The sequence below is a fragment of the Streptomyces sp. NPDC005374 genome (genome assembly GCF_042872225.1).
Classification (GTDB): domain Bacteria; phylum Actinomycetota; class Actinomycetes; order Streptomycetales; family Streptomycetaceae; genus Streptomyces.
In genome coordinates this window covers 40814-56080 of record NZ_JBIAKA010000017.1, presented here as the reverse complement: position 1 = coordinate 56080, position 15267 = coordinate 40814, and the positions used below count along the sequence as shown (strand labels likewise).

14 protein-coding genes are annotated in these 15267 nt (G+C 70.9%); 6 read left to right on the top strand and 8 right to left on the bottom strand.

The window, feature by feature from the left end; all coding sequences use genetic code 11:
- Positions 1-191: 191 nt before the first annotated feature.
- The 4 genes from ACFYRX_RS35255 to ACFYRX_RS35240 form a co-directional block, all read right to left on the bottom strand.
- Complete coding sequence (locus ACFYRX_RS35255; RefSeq protein WP_389108888.1) at positions 192-2231, bottom strand: TerD family protein; 2040 nt, start codon at positions 2229-2231, stop codon at positions 192-194.
- A 49-nt stretch (positions 2232-2280) separates the two neighbouring features.
- Positions 2281-2859 (bottom strand): TerD family protein, encoded by a 579-nt coding sequence (locus ACFYRX_RS35250; RefSeq protein ID WP_389108885.1) that lies wholly within the window; start codon positions 2857-2859, stop codon positions 2281-2283.
- A gap of 134 nt (positions 2860-2993) precedes the next feature.
- Positions 2994-5120: an excinuclease ABC subunit UvrB gene (gene uvrB, locus ACFYRX_RS35245; protein ID WP_389108882.1), complete on the bottom strand. Its 2127-nt coding sequence runs from the start codon at positions 5118-5120 to the stop codon at positions 2994-2996.
- A 73-nt stretch (positions 5121-5193) separates the two neighbouring features.
- Positions 5194-6063, bottom strand: coding sequence for an MHYT domain-containing protein (locus ACFYRX_RS35240; RefSeq protein ID WP_389108880.1), 870 nt, complete (start codon positions 6061-6063; stop codon positions 5194-5196).
- Positions 6064-6343: 280 nt separating this feature from the next.
- On the opposite strand from ACFYRX_RS35240, the gene ACFYRX_RS35235 reads away from it, so the two are divergent.
- The 3 genes from ACFYRX_RS35235 to fdhA all read left to right on the top strand — a co-directional run bounded on the left by ACFYRX_RS35235 (position 6344) and on the right by fdhA (position 9221).
- The gene (locus ACFYRX_RS35235) at positions 6344-7213 is read left to right on the top strand and encodes a glycerophosphodiester phosphodiesterase (RefSeq protein ID WP_389108877.1); all 870 of its coding nucleotides are present in this window, start codon (positions 6344-6346) and stop codon (positions 7211-7213) included.
- Between the two features lie 57 nt (positions 7214-7270).
- On the top strand, positions 7271-7825 hold the full coding sequence (locus tag ACFYRX_RS35230) for a methylated-DNA--[protein]-cysteine S-methyltransferase (RefSeq protein WP_389108874.1): 555 nt from the start codon (positions 7271-7273) through the stop codon (positions 7823-7825).
- A gap of 169 nt (positions 7826-7994) precedes the next feature.
- Complete coding sequence (fdhA, locus tag ACFYRX_RS35225; protein WP_389108871.1) at positions 7995-9221, top strand: formaldehyde dehydrogenase, glutathione-independent; 1227 nt, start codon at positions 7995-7997, stop codon at positions 9219-9221.
- A gap of 59 nt (positions 9222-9280) precedes the next feature.
- Here the strand turns inward: fdhA and ACFYRX_RS35220 are convergent, their stop codons facing one another.
- Positions 9281-9709 carry a VOC family protein gene (locus ACFYRX_RS35220; RefSeq protein WP_389108869.1) on the bottom strand — a complete coding sequence of 143 codons (429 nt, stop codon included), beginning with the start codon at positions 9707-9709 and terminating at the stop codon, positions 9281-9283.
- A gap of 99 nt (positions 9710-9808) precedes the next feature.
- Between ACFYRX_RS35220 and ACFYRX_RS35215 the strand changes: the two genes are divergently transcribed.
- The gene (locus tag ACFYRX_RS35215) at positions 9809-10717 is read left to right on the top strand and encodes a pseudouridine-5'-phosphate glycosidase (protein WP_389108867.1); all 909 of its coding nucleotides are present in this window, start codon (positions 9809-9811) and stop codon (positions 10715-10717) included.
- Positions 10714-11652, top strand: coding sequence for a carbohydrate kinase family protein (locus ACFYRX_RS35210; RefSeq protein ID WP_389108864.1), 939 nt, complete (start codon positions 10714-10716; stop codon positions 11650-11652). The genes ACFYRX_RS35215 and ACFYRX_RS35210 overlap by 4 nt, the downstream gene beginning before the upstream one ends.
- Before the next feature lie 34 nt (positions 11653-11686).
- Here ACFYRX_RS35210 and ACFYRX_RS35205 read toward each other — a convergent pair whose 3' ends face one another.
- Positions 11687-12481 carry a methyltransferase domain-containing protein gene (locus ACFYRX_RS35205; protein WP_389108862.1) on the bottom strand — a complete coding sequence of 265 codons (795 nt, stop codon included), beginning with the start codon at positions 12479-12481 and terminating at the stop codon, positions 11687-11689.
- A gap of 210 nt (positions 12482-12691) precedes the next feature.
- Here ACFYRX_RS35205 and ACFYRX_RS35200 point away from each other — a divergent pair, with 210 nt between their 5' ends.
- Entirely contained in the window at positions 12692-13819 is a 1128-nt protein-coding gene (locus tag ACFYRX_RS35200; RefSeq protein ID WP_389108860.1) for a magnesium and cobalt transport protein CorA, read from the top strand.
- A gap of 22 nt (positions 13820-13841) precedes the next feature.
- On the opposite strand, the gene ACFYRX_RS35195 is transcribed toward ACFYRX_RS35200, so the two are convergent.
- Together ACFYRX_RS35195 and ACFYRX_RS35190 are read right to left on the bottom strand one after the other, a co-directional pair.
- The gene (locus tag ACFYRX_RS35195; protein WP_389108857.1) at positions 13842-14273 is read right to left on the bottom strand and encodes a CBS domain-containing protein; all 432 of its coding nucleotides are present in this window, start codon (positions 14271-14273) and stop codon (positions 13842-13844) included.
- Between the two features lie 200 nt (positions 14274-14473).
- Positions 14474-15106, bottom strand: a complete 633-nt coding sequence (locus tag ACFYRX_RS35190; protein WP_389108855.1) for a uridine kinase — start codon at positions 15104-15106, stop codon at positions 14474-14476.
- Between the last annotated feature and the right edge of the window lie 161 nt (positions 15107-15267).

Sequence of the window (15267 nt, the reverse complement as noted above, 5' to 3'; positions counted from 1 at the left end):
GTCGTCGCGCTGCCGGAGGTCTCTTCCACCCACGGTGGGCCGACGCCCCGGGATCAGGCCTGATCCGTATTGACGGGTACGCCGCGGTCGACAGGGAGTACTCCCCTCCGTGCTTTCAACCGTACCTCAATCACCAAGTAAAGGTAAAGCGATTGGCAAAAGAAAGGTCAAAATAGCAGGTGGGGATGGCTTTACGTGTACTTGGTACGGGCCGTCGCGACCTGGCTCAGGACCTGCTGGAGCACCTGGCTCCCGGGCGGGACGGAAGCCGGCTCGAAGGTCCAGGCATGCCCGACCCACGGGTCCGCGAGGTGGTCGTCGGGCACCGGGGTCAGGCGCATCAGCGAGCGCCACAGCGGGTCCAGCAGGGGGCCGTAGCCGGAGGCCTCCTCACGGTCCGCGACCATCATCAGGTGGACGCCGACGGAGGGTCCCTCGTCCGCGAGGTAGCGCAGCTGTGTCACGGCCCTGTCGTCGAAACCGTGCGGGAAGTCGTTGACGATCAGCAGCTGCTCGGAGGTGTCGAGGCCGGGCGGGAGCGAGTCGGCCGCGCCGCCGCGCACCGCCATCTGCACCAGGTCGACGCGCTGGGTGAGCCGGGCCAGGACGTCCGCCACGCCCGCGGCGCCGACGGCGGGCGGGGCCGCGAGCACGCCGGTCCGCGCCAGCGGGGCGAGCGCCTGCGCTCCAGAGCCGGCCGGGTCGATGACGTGCAGCGTGTAGTCGCCGGAGGGGTGCACGGCGAGAAGCCTGGCCGCGATCGCCACGGCCGTGTCCATGGCGAGGCGATGCAGTTCGTGGGCGTCCAGGAACGAGCCGTCCAGGGATTCGACGGCTCCGCTGTCGATCCACAGACCGCGCTCCAGCGGCAGCCTGACCAGCATGGGGATGCGCAGCTCGGCGCACTCCGGCAGGTGCAGATCACCCAGGCGCACGGCCATGGGCACCTCGAACGGCACCCGGTAGCCGTGCCAGACGGGGCTGTCCCAGCGGGCGAACGCCGGCGGCAGGGCGGGCTCGACGACCTCGGATTCGGCCGTCAGCTGGCCGAGATCCCGGTCGTAGGCCGCGCGGGCCTGTTCGACGAGCTGGGCGTGCTTGGCACGGGCCGCCTCCCGCGCGGCGTCACCCTGCCCACCGATCCGGCTGCGCGGGTCGGCGAGCGCCGCGTCGAGCTCCTTCTCCATGCGCGAGTCGGCGAAGTCGACGGCACTTCGGTATGCGGCCGTGGAGCGGGCCAGATCCTCGAACATGCCCCACACCTGGTTGTAGAGCCGCTCGTCCATGGACCAGCCGGTCGCGTCCCCGGCGACCGGCTGCGCGGGCTGCCCGGGCGGGGCGGGAGGCGCGACGGGCGGCGGAGGGGGCGGGGCGGCGTCCCGCCGCCGAGGGTGGCTGTAGTCGATCGGGCCCCCGGCCGAGGGCGCCGGTGGCTGGGCCGAGCCGGATGCGTGCGCGGGCCCGTGCGGGGCGTCGGAGACCGGGCCGCCGTTCGCGGACAACGGCTGTGGTGGGGAGTCCGGTGACGATGTGCCGTACGGCGACAGCGCCTGCGGCGGTACGGCGCCGGAGCCCCCGTGGGCCGCGGAGGACCCCTGGTCCGGGCCCGGTGTGGGCGTGGCCGTCTGCCGGGGGCGGTCGCCGCCCGCCGTGAGCGGCGGAGCCACCGGTACCGCGCGGGCCAGGCCTTGGGCCACTGCCTCGTGGATGCCGTTCGCGAGCCGGCGGGCCTCGGGAAGGCCCTGGTCGGTGAGGAGTTCGCCGAGACCGCCCGCGTAGCCCTGGCCCACGGCACGCACCTTCCAGGCGCCCTGACGACGGTAGAGCTCCAGCGCGACGACGGCCGACTCGGCGTCCAGGCCGGTGACGGTGTAGCTGGCGAGCTCGGTGCCGTCCAGGCCCGTCACCGCGACGAACGGGGCGGCGACGGCGCCGAAGCACCCGGGACCGCCCACCGCGGGCAGGGCGAGCAGCACATGGACCCGGTGGACGGCCTCGGGCACGGCACCGAGGTCGACCGCGAGACGGTGGTCGGCGGCAGCCTGCCGGGGAACCTCCAGACCCGGCAGGGTGGGGGCGCCCGGGTGGGCAACCCACTCGACGCCGTGCACCCTGCCGTGCTCGTCGCCGAGCGTGGCTCCGGCCACGACCGGCGTTCCGGCCGCGATCCGGATCTCGAGACGGGCCTGGGAGAGCGGGTGGTTCTGCCCCCGCACCAGCTCGGCCGTCATCGCCTTGTCCCCCTGTGTCGTGGTGTCGGTCGGGCCGCTCGGCGGGCCGTTACAGGTGCGGCAGGATCGCCGGCATCAGGTCCTGGAAGGTCCGGCCGCTGGCCGGCGTACCGAGGGCCGTCAGCGTCCAGCCCGGGCCCGTGCGGTGCACCTTCGCCATGATCTGGGCGGTGTAGGAGCCACCCCCGTCGAGCGTGTAGCGGGCGAGTTCCTGGCCGTTGGTCTCGTCGACGAGGCGGCAGAAGGCGTTCTGCACCTCCTGGAAGGTCTGGCCCGTGAAGGAGTTCACGGTGAAGACGATCTGGTCGACGTGGACCGGGACGCGGGCCAGGTCGACGAGGATCGCCTCGTCGTCCCCACCCTGGCCGACACCGCCGACGAGGTTGTCACCGGTGTGCTTGACCGAACCGTCGTCACTCACCAGGTGACGGAAGAAGACGACGTCGACGGGCTGCTTGTCCGCGAACAGGACAGCGGAGGCGTCGAGGTCGACCTCCCGCGTGCGCGAGCCGAACAGGCCACGCCGGGGGGCCGCCTGCCAGCCGAGGCCCATGCGCACCGCGGTCAGGCTGCCCCCGTCGTTCTTCTGCAGACTGATGGCCTGACCCTTGGTCATGTTGACGGTCACGCGCCGAACCCCTCTCGCTGCTGTCCCCTGTTGCCGCGGCGCCCGCGGTTGTCCAGAACCCTACGCAGGGCCGCTGCCGGTGACGCCCCTCGGACCGCACTTTGTGTCGGTCTTGCAACACAGCGCGATGGAGGTCAGGCCAGGCCCGCCTCCTTCATCTGACGGAGTTCCTTCTTCATCTCGGAGACCTCGTCGCGCAGCCGGGCCGCGACCTCGAACTGGAGGTCGGCGGCGGCGGCACGCATGCGTGCGGTCATCTCCTCGATCTGCGCCGCGAGGTCGGCCGCCGGACGGTCGGTCGGCACGGTCTCCTTGGCCCTGCCCCCGGCCGCTCTGCCGCCTGCCGCCTTGCCGCCGAGGGAGGGCACGGGCGCCTTGCCGTCCTTGCCCTTGCGATAGCCGGAGCCGAGCAGTTGCTCGGTGTCCACGTCCTCGCGGGCGATCTGCGCGACGATGTCGTTGATCTTCTTGCGCAGCGGCTGGGGATCGATGCCCCGCTCCTTGTTGTACGCGACCTGCTTCTCCCGGCGGCGATTGGTCTCCTCGATGGCCTTCTCCATCGCCGGGGTGATCTTGTCGGCGTACATGTGGACCTCGCCGGAGACGTTGCGCGCCGCGCGGCCGATGGTCTGGATCAGGGAGGTGCCGGAGCGCAGGAAGCCCTCCTTGTCGGCGTCGAGGATGGCCACCAGGGACACCTCGGGCAGGTCGAGGCCCTCCCGCAGGAGGTTGATGCCGACCAGGACGTCGAACTCGCCGGAGCGCAGCTCCCGCAGCAGCTCGATGCGGCGCAGGGTGTCGACGTCGCTGTGCAGATAGCGGACCTGGATGCCGAGCTCCAGGAAGTAGTCGGTGAGGTCCTCGGACATCTTCTTGGTGAGCGTGGTGACCAGGACGCGCTCGTCCTTCTCGGTGCGCTTGCGGATCTCGTGCACCAGGTCGTCGATCTGGCCCTCGGTGGGCTTGACGACGACCTCGGGGTCGACGAGGCCGGTCGGGCGGATGATCTGCTCCACGGCGCCGTCTCCGCGCGAGAGCTCGTACTTGCCGGGCGTCGCCGACAGGTAGACGGTCTGGCCGATGCGCTCCGTGAACTCCTCCCACTTCAAGGGGCGGTTGTCCAGGGCGGAGGGCAGCCGGAAGCCGTGGTCCACGAGGGTGCGCTTGCGGGAGGCGTCGCCCTCGTACATGGCGCCGATCTGCGGCACCGTGACGTGCGACTCGTCGATGACGAGAAGGAAGTCGTCCGGGAAGTAGTCGAGCAGGGTGTTCGGCGGGGAGCCCGGCTCGCGGCCGTCGAAGTGCATCGAGTAGTTCTCGACACCGGAGCAGGAGCCGATCTGGCGGAGCATCTCCAGGTCGTACGTCGTGCGCATGCGCAGCCGCTGGGCCTCCAGGAGCTTGCCCTGCTTCTCCAGCTCGGTCAGGCGCTCGCCCAGCTCCTTCTCGATGTCGTTGGCGGCCCGCTCCAGGCGCTCGGGGCCGGCGACGTAGTGGGAGGCCGGGAAGACGTACAGGTGCTCGTCGTCGCTGATGATCTCGCCGGTGAGCGGGTGAAGGGTGGAAAGGGCCTCGATCTCGTCGCCGAACATCTCGATACGGACGGCGAGTTCCTCGTAGACCGGGAAGATCTCGATGGTGTCGCCGCGGACCCGGAAGGTGCCCCGGCTGAAGGCCAGGTCGTTGCGCGTGTACTGGATGTCCACGAAGCGGCGCAGCAGCTGGTCGCGGTCGACCTCGTCGCCGACCCGGAGGGGGACCATGCGGTCCACGTACTCCTGGGGGGTGCCGAGGCCGTAGATGCAGGAGACGGAGGCGACCACGACGACGTCACGGCGGGTGAGCAGGGAGTTGGTCGCGGAGTGGCGCAGCCGCTCGACCTCCTCGTTGATCGAGGAGTCCTTCTCGATGTAGGTGTCCGACTGCGGGACGTACGCCTCGGGCTGGTAGTAGTCGTAGTACGACACGAAGTACTCGACGGCGTTGTTCGGCAACAGCTCGCGGAACTCGTTGGCCAGCTGGGCGGCGAGTGTCTTGTTCGGGGCCATCACGAGCGTGGGGCGCTGGAGCTTCTCGATCATCCACGCGGTGGTGGCGGACTTTCCGGTGCCGGTCGCGCCGAGCAGGACGACGTCCTTCTCACCTGCCTCGATGCGCTTGGCCAGCTCGGCGATGGCCGCCGGCTGGTCGCCGCTGGGCTGGTAGGGGCTGACGACCTCGAAAGGCGCCACCGTGCGTTCGATGTGGGAAACAGGCCGCATGGAGTCCACCGTACGACCCCCCACTGACAACGCGGCCGGATCAGGGGTTCCGGGCGGCGCGGGAGCCGGTGGGTCAGCGGTTCTGCGGGGTCCGGGAGTCGCGGTGGGCCGGGTCGCGGCGGGTTCGGAGTGCGGGGCGGTGGTCGGCGGGGTGCTGGACGATTTCTCGCGCGGGCACACCGGGTTTGTTCTCGACGGGTGACCACACGGGCTTGCCCATCACCATCAGCGGATCGAACATCACGACGACGCCCGCGAGCAGCAGGAAGGCGAGCGGACCGATCATCATCGGCGCGAGCAGGGAAGCGGGCGAGTCGCCCGCGACGGGGGCGGACGAGTTGTGCACGTGGACGCTGAGGGCGGCCATGCCGGTGTAGTGCATGCCCGTGACGGCGAGCCCCATGACGAGGCTCGCGCCCACGCTCCACAGGAACCCCCGGACCTGACCGGCGGCCCACAGTGCGGCGGTGGCGGCGACGACGGCTATGACCACGGAGGCGGCGACGGTGAGCGTGTTGTACTCCAGCTGCCCGTTCAGCCGCATCCCGGCCATGCCGAGGTAGTGCATCGAGGCGATGCCCAGTCCGGTGATGGCACCGCCGGTCATCAGGGCCGTTCCGCGCGCCCCGCGGTAGCCGACGATGAACACGCCGACACCCACCATGACGATGGCGACGCCGAGGCTCGCGAACGTGGTCGACCGGTCGTAGTGGATCGGCGCCTGGCGGACCTGGAACCCCATCATCGCGACGAAGTGCATGGTCCAGATGCCGGAGCCGATCGCCGCCGAGCCGAGAGCCAGCCAGCCGGGCCGCCAGGACCGGTTGACCAGCATGGATCTGGTGGTGCAGCGCAGGCCGAGGGCACCGCCGAGGCAGGCCATGAGGTAGGCCACCAGCGGTGTGACGAGTCCGTAGCTGAATCCGTCGACCGTGCCTTGCATGCGCGGCTGCCCTTCCGCCCTCTTACGTCCTGGAATTCACTGAAAATGCGCCTCTTCCCAGCACCGCCGAGCGGTCGGGGTCGAGGCAGAGAGTATGACCCCCACCAGAATGGTCGAACGATTTTCCGGCAAAGAAACACGCCCTTGCCCCAGATGTGCGGCCGCGGTGAGCGGCCTTGGGACGGTCCCGTTCAGGATGTGCTCATTCTGTACCCCACTGCCGTTGACCCGGTGCTGTCAGAGTGGTGCTGTACGTGATTGCTCGACGCGAGGAGTACGTATGCACGCGCGCGCAGCGACCGCCATGACCACCGCGTTCCTGGGAACCGCCGCCCTCCTGCTTCCCGCAACCGACGTCCGGGCCGTCGGGGACGGCACACCACCCGCGGTCATCGCCCACCGGGGCGCCTCCGCCCTGGCCCCCGAGAACACCCTGGCCGCCGTCGACAGGGCCGCGGCGCTCGGCGCGGTGTGGGTCGAGAACGACGTCCAGCGCACCAGGGACGGCACCCTCGTCGTCCTCCACGACGACAGCCTCCAGCGCACCACCGACGTCGAGGAGGTCTTCCCCTCCAGGGCGCCCTGGAAGGTGAAGGACTTCACCGCCGCGGAGATCGCGCGCCTGGACGCGGGCAGCTGGTTCAGCGCCTCCTATGCGGGCGCGCGCGTGCCGACGCTGAAGCAGTACGTGCACCGAGTCGATCTTCACCATCAGAAGCTGCTGCTCGAACTCAAGAACCCGGAGCTGTATCCGGGCGTCGAGCGGGAGACCCTCAAGCTCCTCAGCAACGAGGGGTGGCTGGACCGGCGGCACAGGGACCGGCTGGTCGTGCAGAGCTTCAGCACGACCGCCCTGCGGACCGTCCACCACCTGAAGCCCGGTGTGAAGACCGGCTTCCTCGGGACCCCGGCCATGGCGGACCTGCCCGCGTACGCGATGTTCGCCGACCACATCAATCCGTCGTACCGCTCCGTCTCCGCTGCCTACGTCTCCGCCGTGCACGCCTTCACGGGCCCGCACGGCACACCGCTGAAGGTCTTCACCTGGACCGTGGACACCGCGCGCACCGCCCGGCTCGTCGCCGGGTATGGCGTGGACGGCATCATTAGCAACAAGCCCGATGTGGTGCGGCGCGCGCTGCCCGACTGACGGTCCGTCCGCGCAGGTCACGAGGGGTTGTCAGTGACGGCCCGTACCGTGGGACGCATGAACAGCCATGGGCGGGAAGAGCAGCAGGTCGTGTGGGCCGTCGTCGGCACGGCCATCGGCCCGCTGCTGCTGGCCGCGACCCACGAGGGTCTGGTCAACGTCGTCTTCCACGCCACCGACGAGGTGCGGGGCAAGGCGCTGGAGCGGCTCGCGTCCCGGCTGGGCACCGAGCCCGTCGAGGCGCCCGGATCCCCGCTGCTGGCCGAGGCGATATGCCAGGTCGAGGCGTACTTCGCGGGTGAGCGACACGACTTCGAGCTGCCCCTGGACTGGTCACTGAGCTCGGGCTTCAACCGGCAGGTGCTGCGCGAGCTGGCGTCCGGCGTGGCGTTCGGCCAGGTCGTCGGATACGGCGATCTGGCGGGGCGGGTGGGTCAGCCCGGTGCCGCCCAGGCCGTGGGGGTGGCCATGGGTTCCAACCCGCTGCCGGTCGTCGTGCCCTGTCACCGGGTCGTCGAGCGCGACGGCGGTATCGGCGGGTTCGGCGGCGGTCTGGAGACCAAGCGGAAGCTGCTCGCGTTGGAGGGCGTGCTGCCCGAACCACTGTTCTGAGCCGCTGTTCTGAGCCGCTGTTCTGAGCCGCTGCGATGTGACGGCTTCGGGGGGTGTTCGGCCTGTCCGTGCGCGACGGCTGGTCGGAAGCGCGGTGCGGTAGCAGACTCCGCCATGCGCACAGCCGCTGGCATCCGAGGGCTCGGAGTCGAAGGGACGGCGATCAGAAATGAGCGGAAACAGGGCAGTCGCGTATCTCAAGCCGGGCGTCGTGGAGGTCAGGACCGTCGACCACCCCACGCTCGAGCTCCAGGACGGGCCGGGGGTGTCTCCCGAGGCTGTCGGCAGGAAGTGCCGGCACGGGGTCGTCCTCAAGGTCCTCGCCACCAACATCTGCGGAAGCGACCAGCACATGGTGCGCGGGCGGACGACCGCGCCCGAAGGGCTGGTCCTCGGACACGAGATCACCGGAGAGGTCGTCGAACGGGGGCCGGACGTCGAGTTCATCGAGGTCGGCGACATCGTCTCCGTACCGTTCAACATCGCCTGCGGGCGCTGTCGCAACTGCAAGGAGCGCAAGACCGGCATCTGCCAGAACGTCAACGCCTCCCGCCCGGGGGCGGCCTACGGCTATGTCGACATGGGCGGCTGGGTCGGCGGCCAGGCCGAGTTCGCCATGGTCCCGTACGCGGACTTCAACCTGCTGAAGTTCCCCGACCGGGACGAGGCGCGCGAGAAGCTGCTCGATCTGACCATGCTGTCGGACATCTTCCCGACCGGCTTCCACGGTGTGGTGAGTTCGGGCGCGGGCGTCGGCTCCACCGTGTACGTCGCCGGGGCGGGCCCGGTGGGTCTGGCGGCGGCCGCGTCGGCGCAACTGCTCGGCGCCGCCGTGGTCATCGTCGGTGATCTCAACGCCGAGCGCCTCGCCCAGGCGCGGAGCTTCGGCTGCGAGACCGTCGACGTGTCGCAGGGCGGTGTGGAGGAGCAGATCGCGCAGATCCTCGGGGAGCCCGAGGTGGACGCGGCGGTCGACGCGGTGGGCTTCGAGGCACGGGCCCACGGCAAGGATGCCCCGGAGGCGCCCGCGACCGTCCTCAACTCCCTGATGGGCGTCACACGCGCGGGCGGTGCGCTGGGTGTGCCGGGCCTGTACGTCACCGATGACCCCGGTGGGGTCGACGCGGACGCGAAGAGCGGCACGCTGAAGGTGCGGCTCGGGCTCGGCTGGGCCAAGAGCCACCGCTTCATCACCGGGCAGTGCCCGGTGATGCAGTACAACCGGAGCCTGATGATGGCGATCCTGCACGGCCGTGTGCACATCGCCAAGGCGGTCAACGCCACGGTCATCGGGCTGGAGGACGCACCGCGCGGTTATGCCGAGTTCGACCAGGGCGCCAGCCGCAAGTACGTGCTCGACCCGCACGGGGCACTGAGCGGAGTGCGGCCGGTCTGACACGCCTTCCGGTGCGGCGGGGGCCGCGCACGCGCCCGTACGCGCGGCCCCCGCCCGCGTCAGTCGTAGTGACGCGCCTCGAAGACGTTTCCGTCCGGGTCGCGGAAGTAGAAGCTGCGCCGGGCCGTTCCGCGGGCGCCGAAGGAGTCGTGGGAGAGGTCCGAGACAGGCACGGACCGTTCCTCCAGGCGGGCGCGGAGTGTCTCGAAATCGTCGGCGGGCAGGGCCAGGCAGACATGATTGACGGGGTGTCCCGCGCTCTCGGCGGCGCCGGGGAGCATGTGCATGTGTTCCGCCATGGTGAGCGGCATGAGGTCGAAGATGGTCTCGTCGTTGAGCCGTACGGAGGGGAAGGACACCGCCCCCGCGGCGTAGTCGGTGATCCTCAGGGATTCCATGCCGAGCGTCTTCTCGTAGAAGCCGGCCGATGCCACCGGGTCCTCCACCCAGAGCACGACATGGTCGAGACGTATCGAGTTGTCCGTCATGCACCCCAGGCTGGTGTCCTCCTCCACAGCCCGCAAGGGTTTGACCGGCCGTGCCGCCTGCCAGAGATGAGGGAAGACCGATCGACAGAAGGCAGGCCCGTGATGCTGGTGATGTCCGAAGAGGTGCGCGAGGCAGTCGACGCGCGTCGACCCGTGGTGGCCCTGGAGTCCACGATCATCGCGCACGGGCTGCCGCGTCCGCGGAACCTGCAGGTGGCGCTGGAGCTGGAGGACGTCGTACGGCAGGAGGGAGCCGTTCCGGCGACGATCGCGGTGCTGGACGGGCGGCCCCATGTCGGCCTGGACAAGGAGCAGTTGGAGCGGGTCGCCAACGAGGACGGGATCCGCAAGCTCGGCCATCGCGATCTGCCGCTCGCGGTGGCCACCGGGGCGAGCGGGGCGACCACGGTGTCGGCTACGGCCCAGCTGGCGGCCCTCGCCGGGGTGCGGGTGTTCGCGACCGGCGGGCTCGGCGGGGTGCACCGGGAGTGGACCGTCACACAGGACGAGTCGGCCGACCTCGGTCTGCTGGCGCGTACACGGATCACCGTGGTGTGCGCGGGGGTGAAGTCGATCCTGGACGTGCCCGCGACCCTGCAGCGGCTGGAGACCCTGGGGGTCGCGGTGGCCGGGTACGGCACGGACCGGTTCCCGGGCTTCTATCTGTCCGACTCGGGACACCCTGTGGAGTGGACGCTGAACACACCGGACCAGGTGGCGGACGTGATGCGGGCCCAGGACGCGCTCGATGCGCCCGGATCCTCGCTGATCGTCGCCAATCCCGTCCCCGAGGCGCAGCAGCTGGACCCCGGGCTGCACGCGCGGGTGCTGGCGGAGGCGCTGCACGCGTGCGGGGAGGCGGGGGTCACCGGGCAGGGGGTCACACCGTTCCTGCTGGACTACCTGGTGCGGCACACCGACGGTGCATCGCTGGACGCCAACCTGGCGGCGGTACGGGGCAACGTGCGGCTGGCGGGGCGGATCGCCGCGGCCTGGGCCGGGGCGTGACGACGGACCGGACCGGCACCGCCGCGGCTGATCCGGCAGGCGCCCTCCTGGTCGTCGGGGATGTCATCACGGACATCGTGGCCCAGCATCGGGGGCCTCTCGCCGCGGGGACGGACACGGTCGCGGCGATCCGCACGGTGCCGGGCGGGGCGGGCGCCAACGTGGCCTGCTGGGCCGCCCGCGAGGGCGGTGCGGAGGTGCGGCTGCTCGGACGGGTGGGCGCGGAGGCCGCCGCGTGGCACGAGCGGGAGCTGTCCGCGTGCGGGGTGAGGCCGCGGCTCGTCGTCGATCCGGAGGCGCCGACCGGAACGGTGATCTGCCTCGTGGACACGGGTGAGGCGGCCGAGCGGACGTTCCTCACCGACAGCGGGGCGTCGCTGCGGCTGGAGCCGGACGACTGGTCGGACGCGCTGCTCGACGGAGTGGCGCGACTGCATCTGTCGGGATATCTCCTGTTCTCGGAGCCGAGCCGGGCGCTGGTGGCGGTGGCCCTGGAGTCGGCACACGCGCGTGGTGTGCCGGTGAGTGTGGACCCGGCGTCGGCGGGCTTCCTCCGAAAGCTGGGGGTGGACCGCTTCCTCTCCCTGGTGGAGGGGGTGGACGTCCTCTTGCCCAGCCGGGACGAGGCGTGTCTGCTCACCGGGCTGCCCGACGCGGCGGACGCGGCGGCCAAGCTGAGCCGCCACGTCCCGCTGGTGGTCGCCAAGCAAGGGGCCGAGGGAGCACTGATCGCCCGGTCCGGCGCCGTGTACGCCCAGGTACCCGCCGTGGCGGCGACCCCCCGGGACACCACCGGGGCGGGCGACGCGTTCACGGGCGCGTTTCTCGCCGCCCTGCTGGCGGGCGCCGGGCCCGAGGACGCGGCGGCGGCGGGATGCCGGGCGGGTGCGCTGGCGGTGGAGCGGGTGGGCGGGAGGCCTCCGCTGCCGGACTGACGCCGGGCCGGCCGGCCCGGCTCCCGCTCCCCTGCTATGCCTTGCGCCCCCATGCCGAGATGAGGGGAGCGGTGGCCAGGTCCATGGTGCCGGTGGCCACGTTGGCGAGGTGCTGGTCGATGTCCTCGTCCGTGGCGAGGCCCGCCGTGACGAGCTGGTCCCGGATCTGACGGATCGTGGCGGACTCCAGGGCGGCGCAGGCCGGCGAGGCGAGCGGGAAGTACGCGTCGGCCGTCACCTGGCGCAGACCGGCCTCGCGGAGCAGCCGCGGAAGCGTGCGGCCGTAGGAGAGGTCGGCGCCGCGGTCGGCGAGCAGTCGACGGAAGCCCTGCCGCAGCCGGTTCGCCAGCTGCTGCTCCGGGCCGTACTCGTCGGGGCAGGTCAGGGGCTGGAGGGCGGGGTCGGCGTCCTCCAGCAGGAGTCGTCCGCCGGGGCGCAGGGACTTGATCATCGACTGCAACGCCCGTTCCCGGTCCGGCACATGGACGAGGACGAGCCGGGCGTGCACCAGGTCGAAGCCCTCCCCGGGCGGTTCCTCGGCGCTCACGTCGTGGACGCGTACATCCACCGGCGGGCGGGCCGCGGGGGTGAGCCGGGTGGTGTCGATGTCGGTCGCCACGATCTTTCCGGTCGGGCCGACCTTCTTGGCCAGCCAGGACACCACGGACGTGCCTCCGGCGCCGACCTCCCAGCAGCGCCAGCCCGGCCCGACACCGAATCCTTCGAGGTGCCGGAAGGTCGTGGGATCGAAGAGGGTGGCGAAGGCGTCGAAGCGTTCCGCCGCCTCCCTCTGCCGGTTGTCGAGGAGGTACCCGTCGGTTCGTGTCATGTCTCGATGATCCCAGTTGCCGGGCTTGTCGGAAGGGGGCGACGCGACGGACAACCTGCACCTCTCCGGATGGACCCGGGTTGTCCACAGGCGGGAACCAAGCGGAAGGTGCCTTGTCCACAGGCTCACCTGCCGCTTACGTCGACCTGGCAAACTGGCTCGCCAGGGCGCGGGAACGCGTCGCACGGAGATCCAAGCGAGGAGATCCAGATGTCCATGGCAGGGAATCTGCGAAAGGTCACGGGCCTCGGCAGGGTCGGCGGCCTGAGCAAGGTGGCCCGGCTGGCCCGGCGGCGCCCGCGCGTCGACCTGAGCCACCATGCCCGCTCCCCGCTGGGCACCTCGGTGGTCAACTGCGTGACCTACAAGGAGGGGGCGCGGGTCCCCACGGACGGCGATCTCGTCGACACCGTGGAACATCTGCGCAAGACCCGTGACGGTTTCGTCTGGCTCGGCCTCCACGAACCCTCGAACCACGAGTTCGAGGGCATTGCGGACCTCTTCGACCTGCACCCGCTGGCCGTCGAGGACGCGGTCGAGGCACATCAGCGCCCCAAGGTGGAGCGTTACGGCGAGACCCTGTTCGCGGTGTTCAAGACGGTCTGTTATGTGGAGCACGAAGAGCTCACGGCCACGAGCGAGGTGGTCAACACCGGCGAGATCATGGTGTTCGTCGGCCAGGACTTCGTGATCACGGTCCGGCACGGCAGCCACGGATCGCTGGGCCCGTTGCGCGAGGAGCTGGAGTCCGACCCCCGGCAGCTCGCGAAGGGACCGGCCGCGGTGCTGCATGCGATCGCGGACCATGTCGTCGACGACTATCTGCGCGTCACGGACGCGATGCAGACGGACATCGACCTGGTCGAGATGGCGGTGTTCGCGGAGAACGGCGGGCGGGTCGACGCGGGCCGCATCTACCAGCTGAAGCGTGAACTCCTGGAGCTGAAGCGGGCGGTGGTCCCGTTGAGCCGCCCGCTGGAGGAACTCTCCACCCGGCCGATCCAGGTGGTCGCCCCGGAGATACAGGCGTACTTCCGAGACGTCTCCGACCATCTGCTGCGCGCCAAGGAACAGATCGCCGCCTTCGACGAACTGCTCAACTCGATCCTGCAGGCCCACCTGGCGCAGGTGACGGTCGCGCAGAACGAGGACATGCGCAAGATCACCGCCTGGGCCGCGGTGATCGCCGTTCCGACGATGGTCTGCGGTGTGTACGGCATGAACTTCGATCACATGCCGGAGCTGCACTGGACGTTCGGCTACCCGTTGGTCATGGGTGTGATAGCCGTCGCGTGCGGCGTGCTGTACCGCGGCTTCCGGCGCAACGGCTGGCTGTGACCGGGGCCGGCCGCGCGGTGGGTCAGTGGGTGGTGGGGGTGCGTGCGTAGACGCTCTCGGCCCATCCGGCGATCTGCTCGTCCGTCAGATGCCGGGCCAGGTCGGCCTCGCTGATCATGCCCACCAGGCGTTTGTCGGCGATGACGGGGAGCCTGCGGATCTGGTGTTCCCGCATCTCGTGCAGTACCTCGTCGACATCGGCGCCCGCGTCGATCCAGCGGGGTGTGCCCTGGGCCATCTCGCCGGCGGTGACCGTGGCCGGGTCGTGGCCCATGGCGACGCAGCCGATGACGATGTCGCGGTCGGTGAGGATGCCGCACAGCCGTTCGTTCGCGTCGCTGATGGGCAGGGCTCCGACGCCGAGTTCACGCATCAGCTGGGCGGCGCGGTCAAGGGTCTCGTGGGCGGGGATCCACTGGGCGCCCCGGTGCATGATGTCTCCGGCGGTGGTCATGGAGTACCTCCCGGTGCCGGACGGCCGGCGCGGCGCGGAGGGTGCCGCAAGTCCCGGCGCCCTACATTCTCGCCGGGCCCGCGGGGGCGCGCACCCGGAACCCGCGGTGACGGCGGCCAGCCCCGGGTCACCGGTCCGCCGGCAGGCCGCGCGGCGCCCCGCGGGACCACGCGCACCGTGGCGGCTCCGGAACGGCCGGGTCAGCCGCTCCACGCCGGGTGGCGCGGGTCGTCGGCGCGGACGAGGACGTCGGCCGTGCCCGCCGGGTCGGTCTCGTCTGCATAGCGCTCGTAGGCGGGGAGGGTCCAGTGGTCGGACTCGGGTGTACGGCGTCGCAGGGCTCCCTCGGAGAGGAGGACGTGGACGGTCAGGTCGAAGGGGAACCAGTGACGCAGCAGGAGGGGGCCGTGGAGCAACAGGACGCCGCCGGGCGGGAGCTGGACGTAGGGGTTGCGGGTGGCGCGGTCGGTGACCGGGTCCCACAGGTCGGGCAGGACTCGGCCGTCGCCGCCTGGTTCGAGAGGACCGAAGACCTCGCGCCAGAGGGCACCGGTGTCGAACCAGCCGTCGTAGTAGGCCTCCAGGTCGTGACGGCCGTATTCCAGACGGAGCGAGGCGGGACGCAGGAAACCCTGCGCGCCGACGACGAGCGAGGGACGGCCGCGTATGCGCAGGGCCTCGCCGACCCGTTCGGCGAGATCACCAGGGCGGGCCGCCGGGGCGCCGTCGAGGGCCACGCGGGGCCAGGGGCTGCCGTCGGCCGGTTCCAGGTCGACAAGGCGGTCGGCCAGCTGGTCGCCGAGCCGGTCCCAGGTGATCGCTTCGAGTCGCACACGGCCATGATGCGTCAGCGGACGCTCGGGGCGCGTCGCGGTCATAGGTCCGGCAGGCGCTCAGGGACGCTCAAGGCGCCTACCTGGGCGGCGGGTTGAAGGGATGCCGTGTGCCGGTGGATTCGAAGGCGCGTTTACGCGACCGTGGTGTTGGCCGGCGG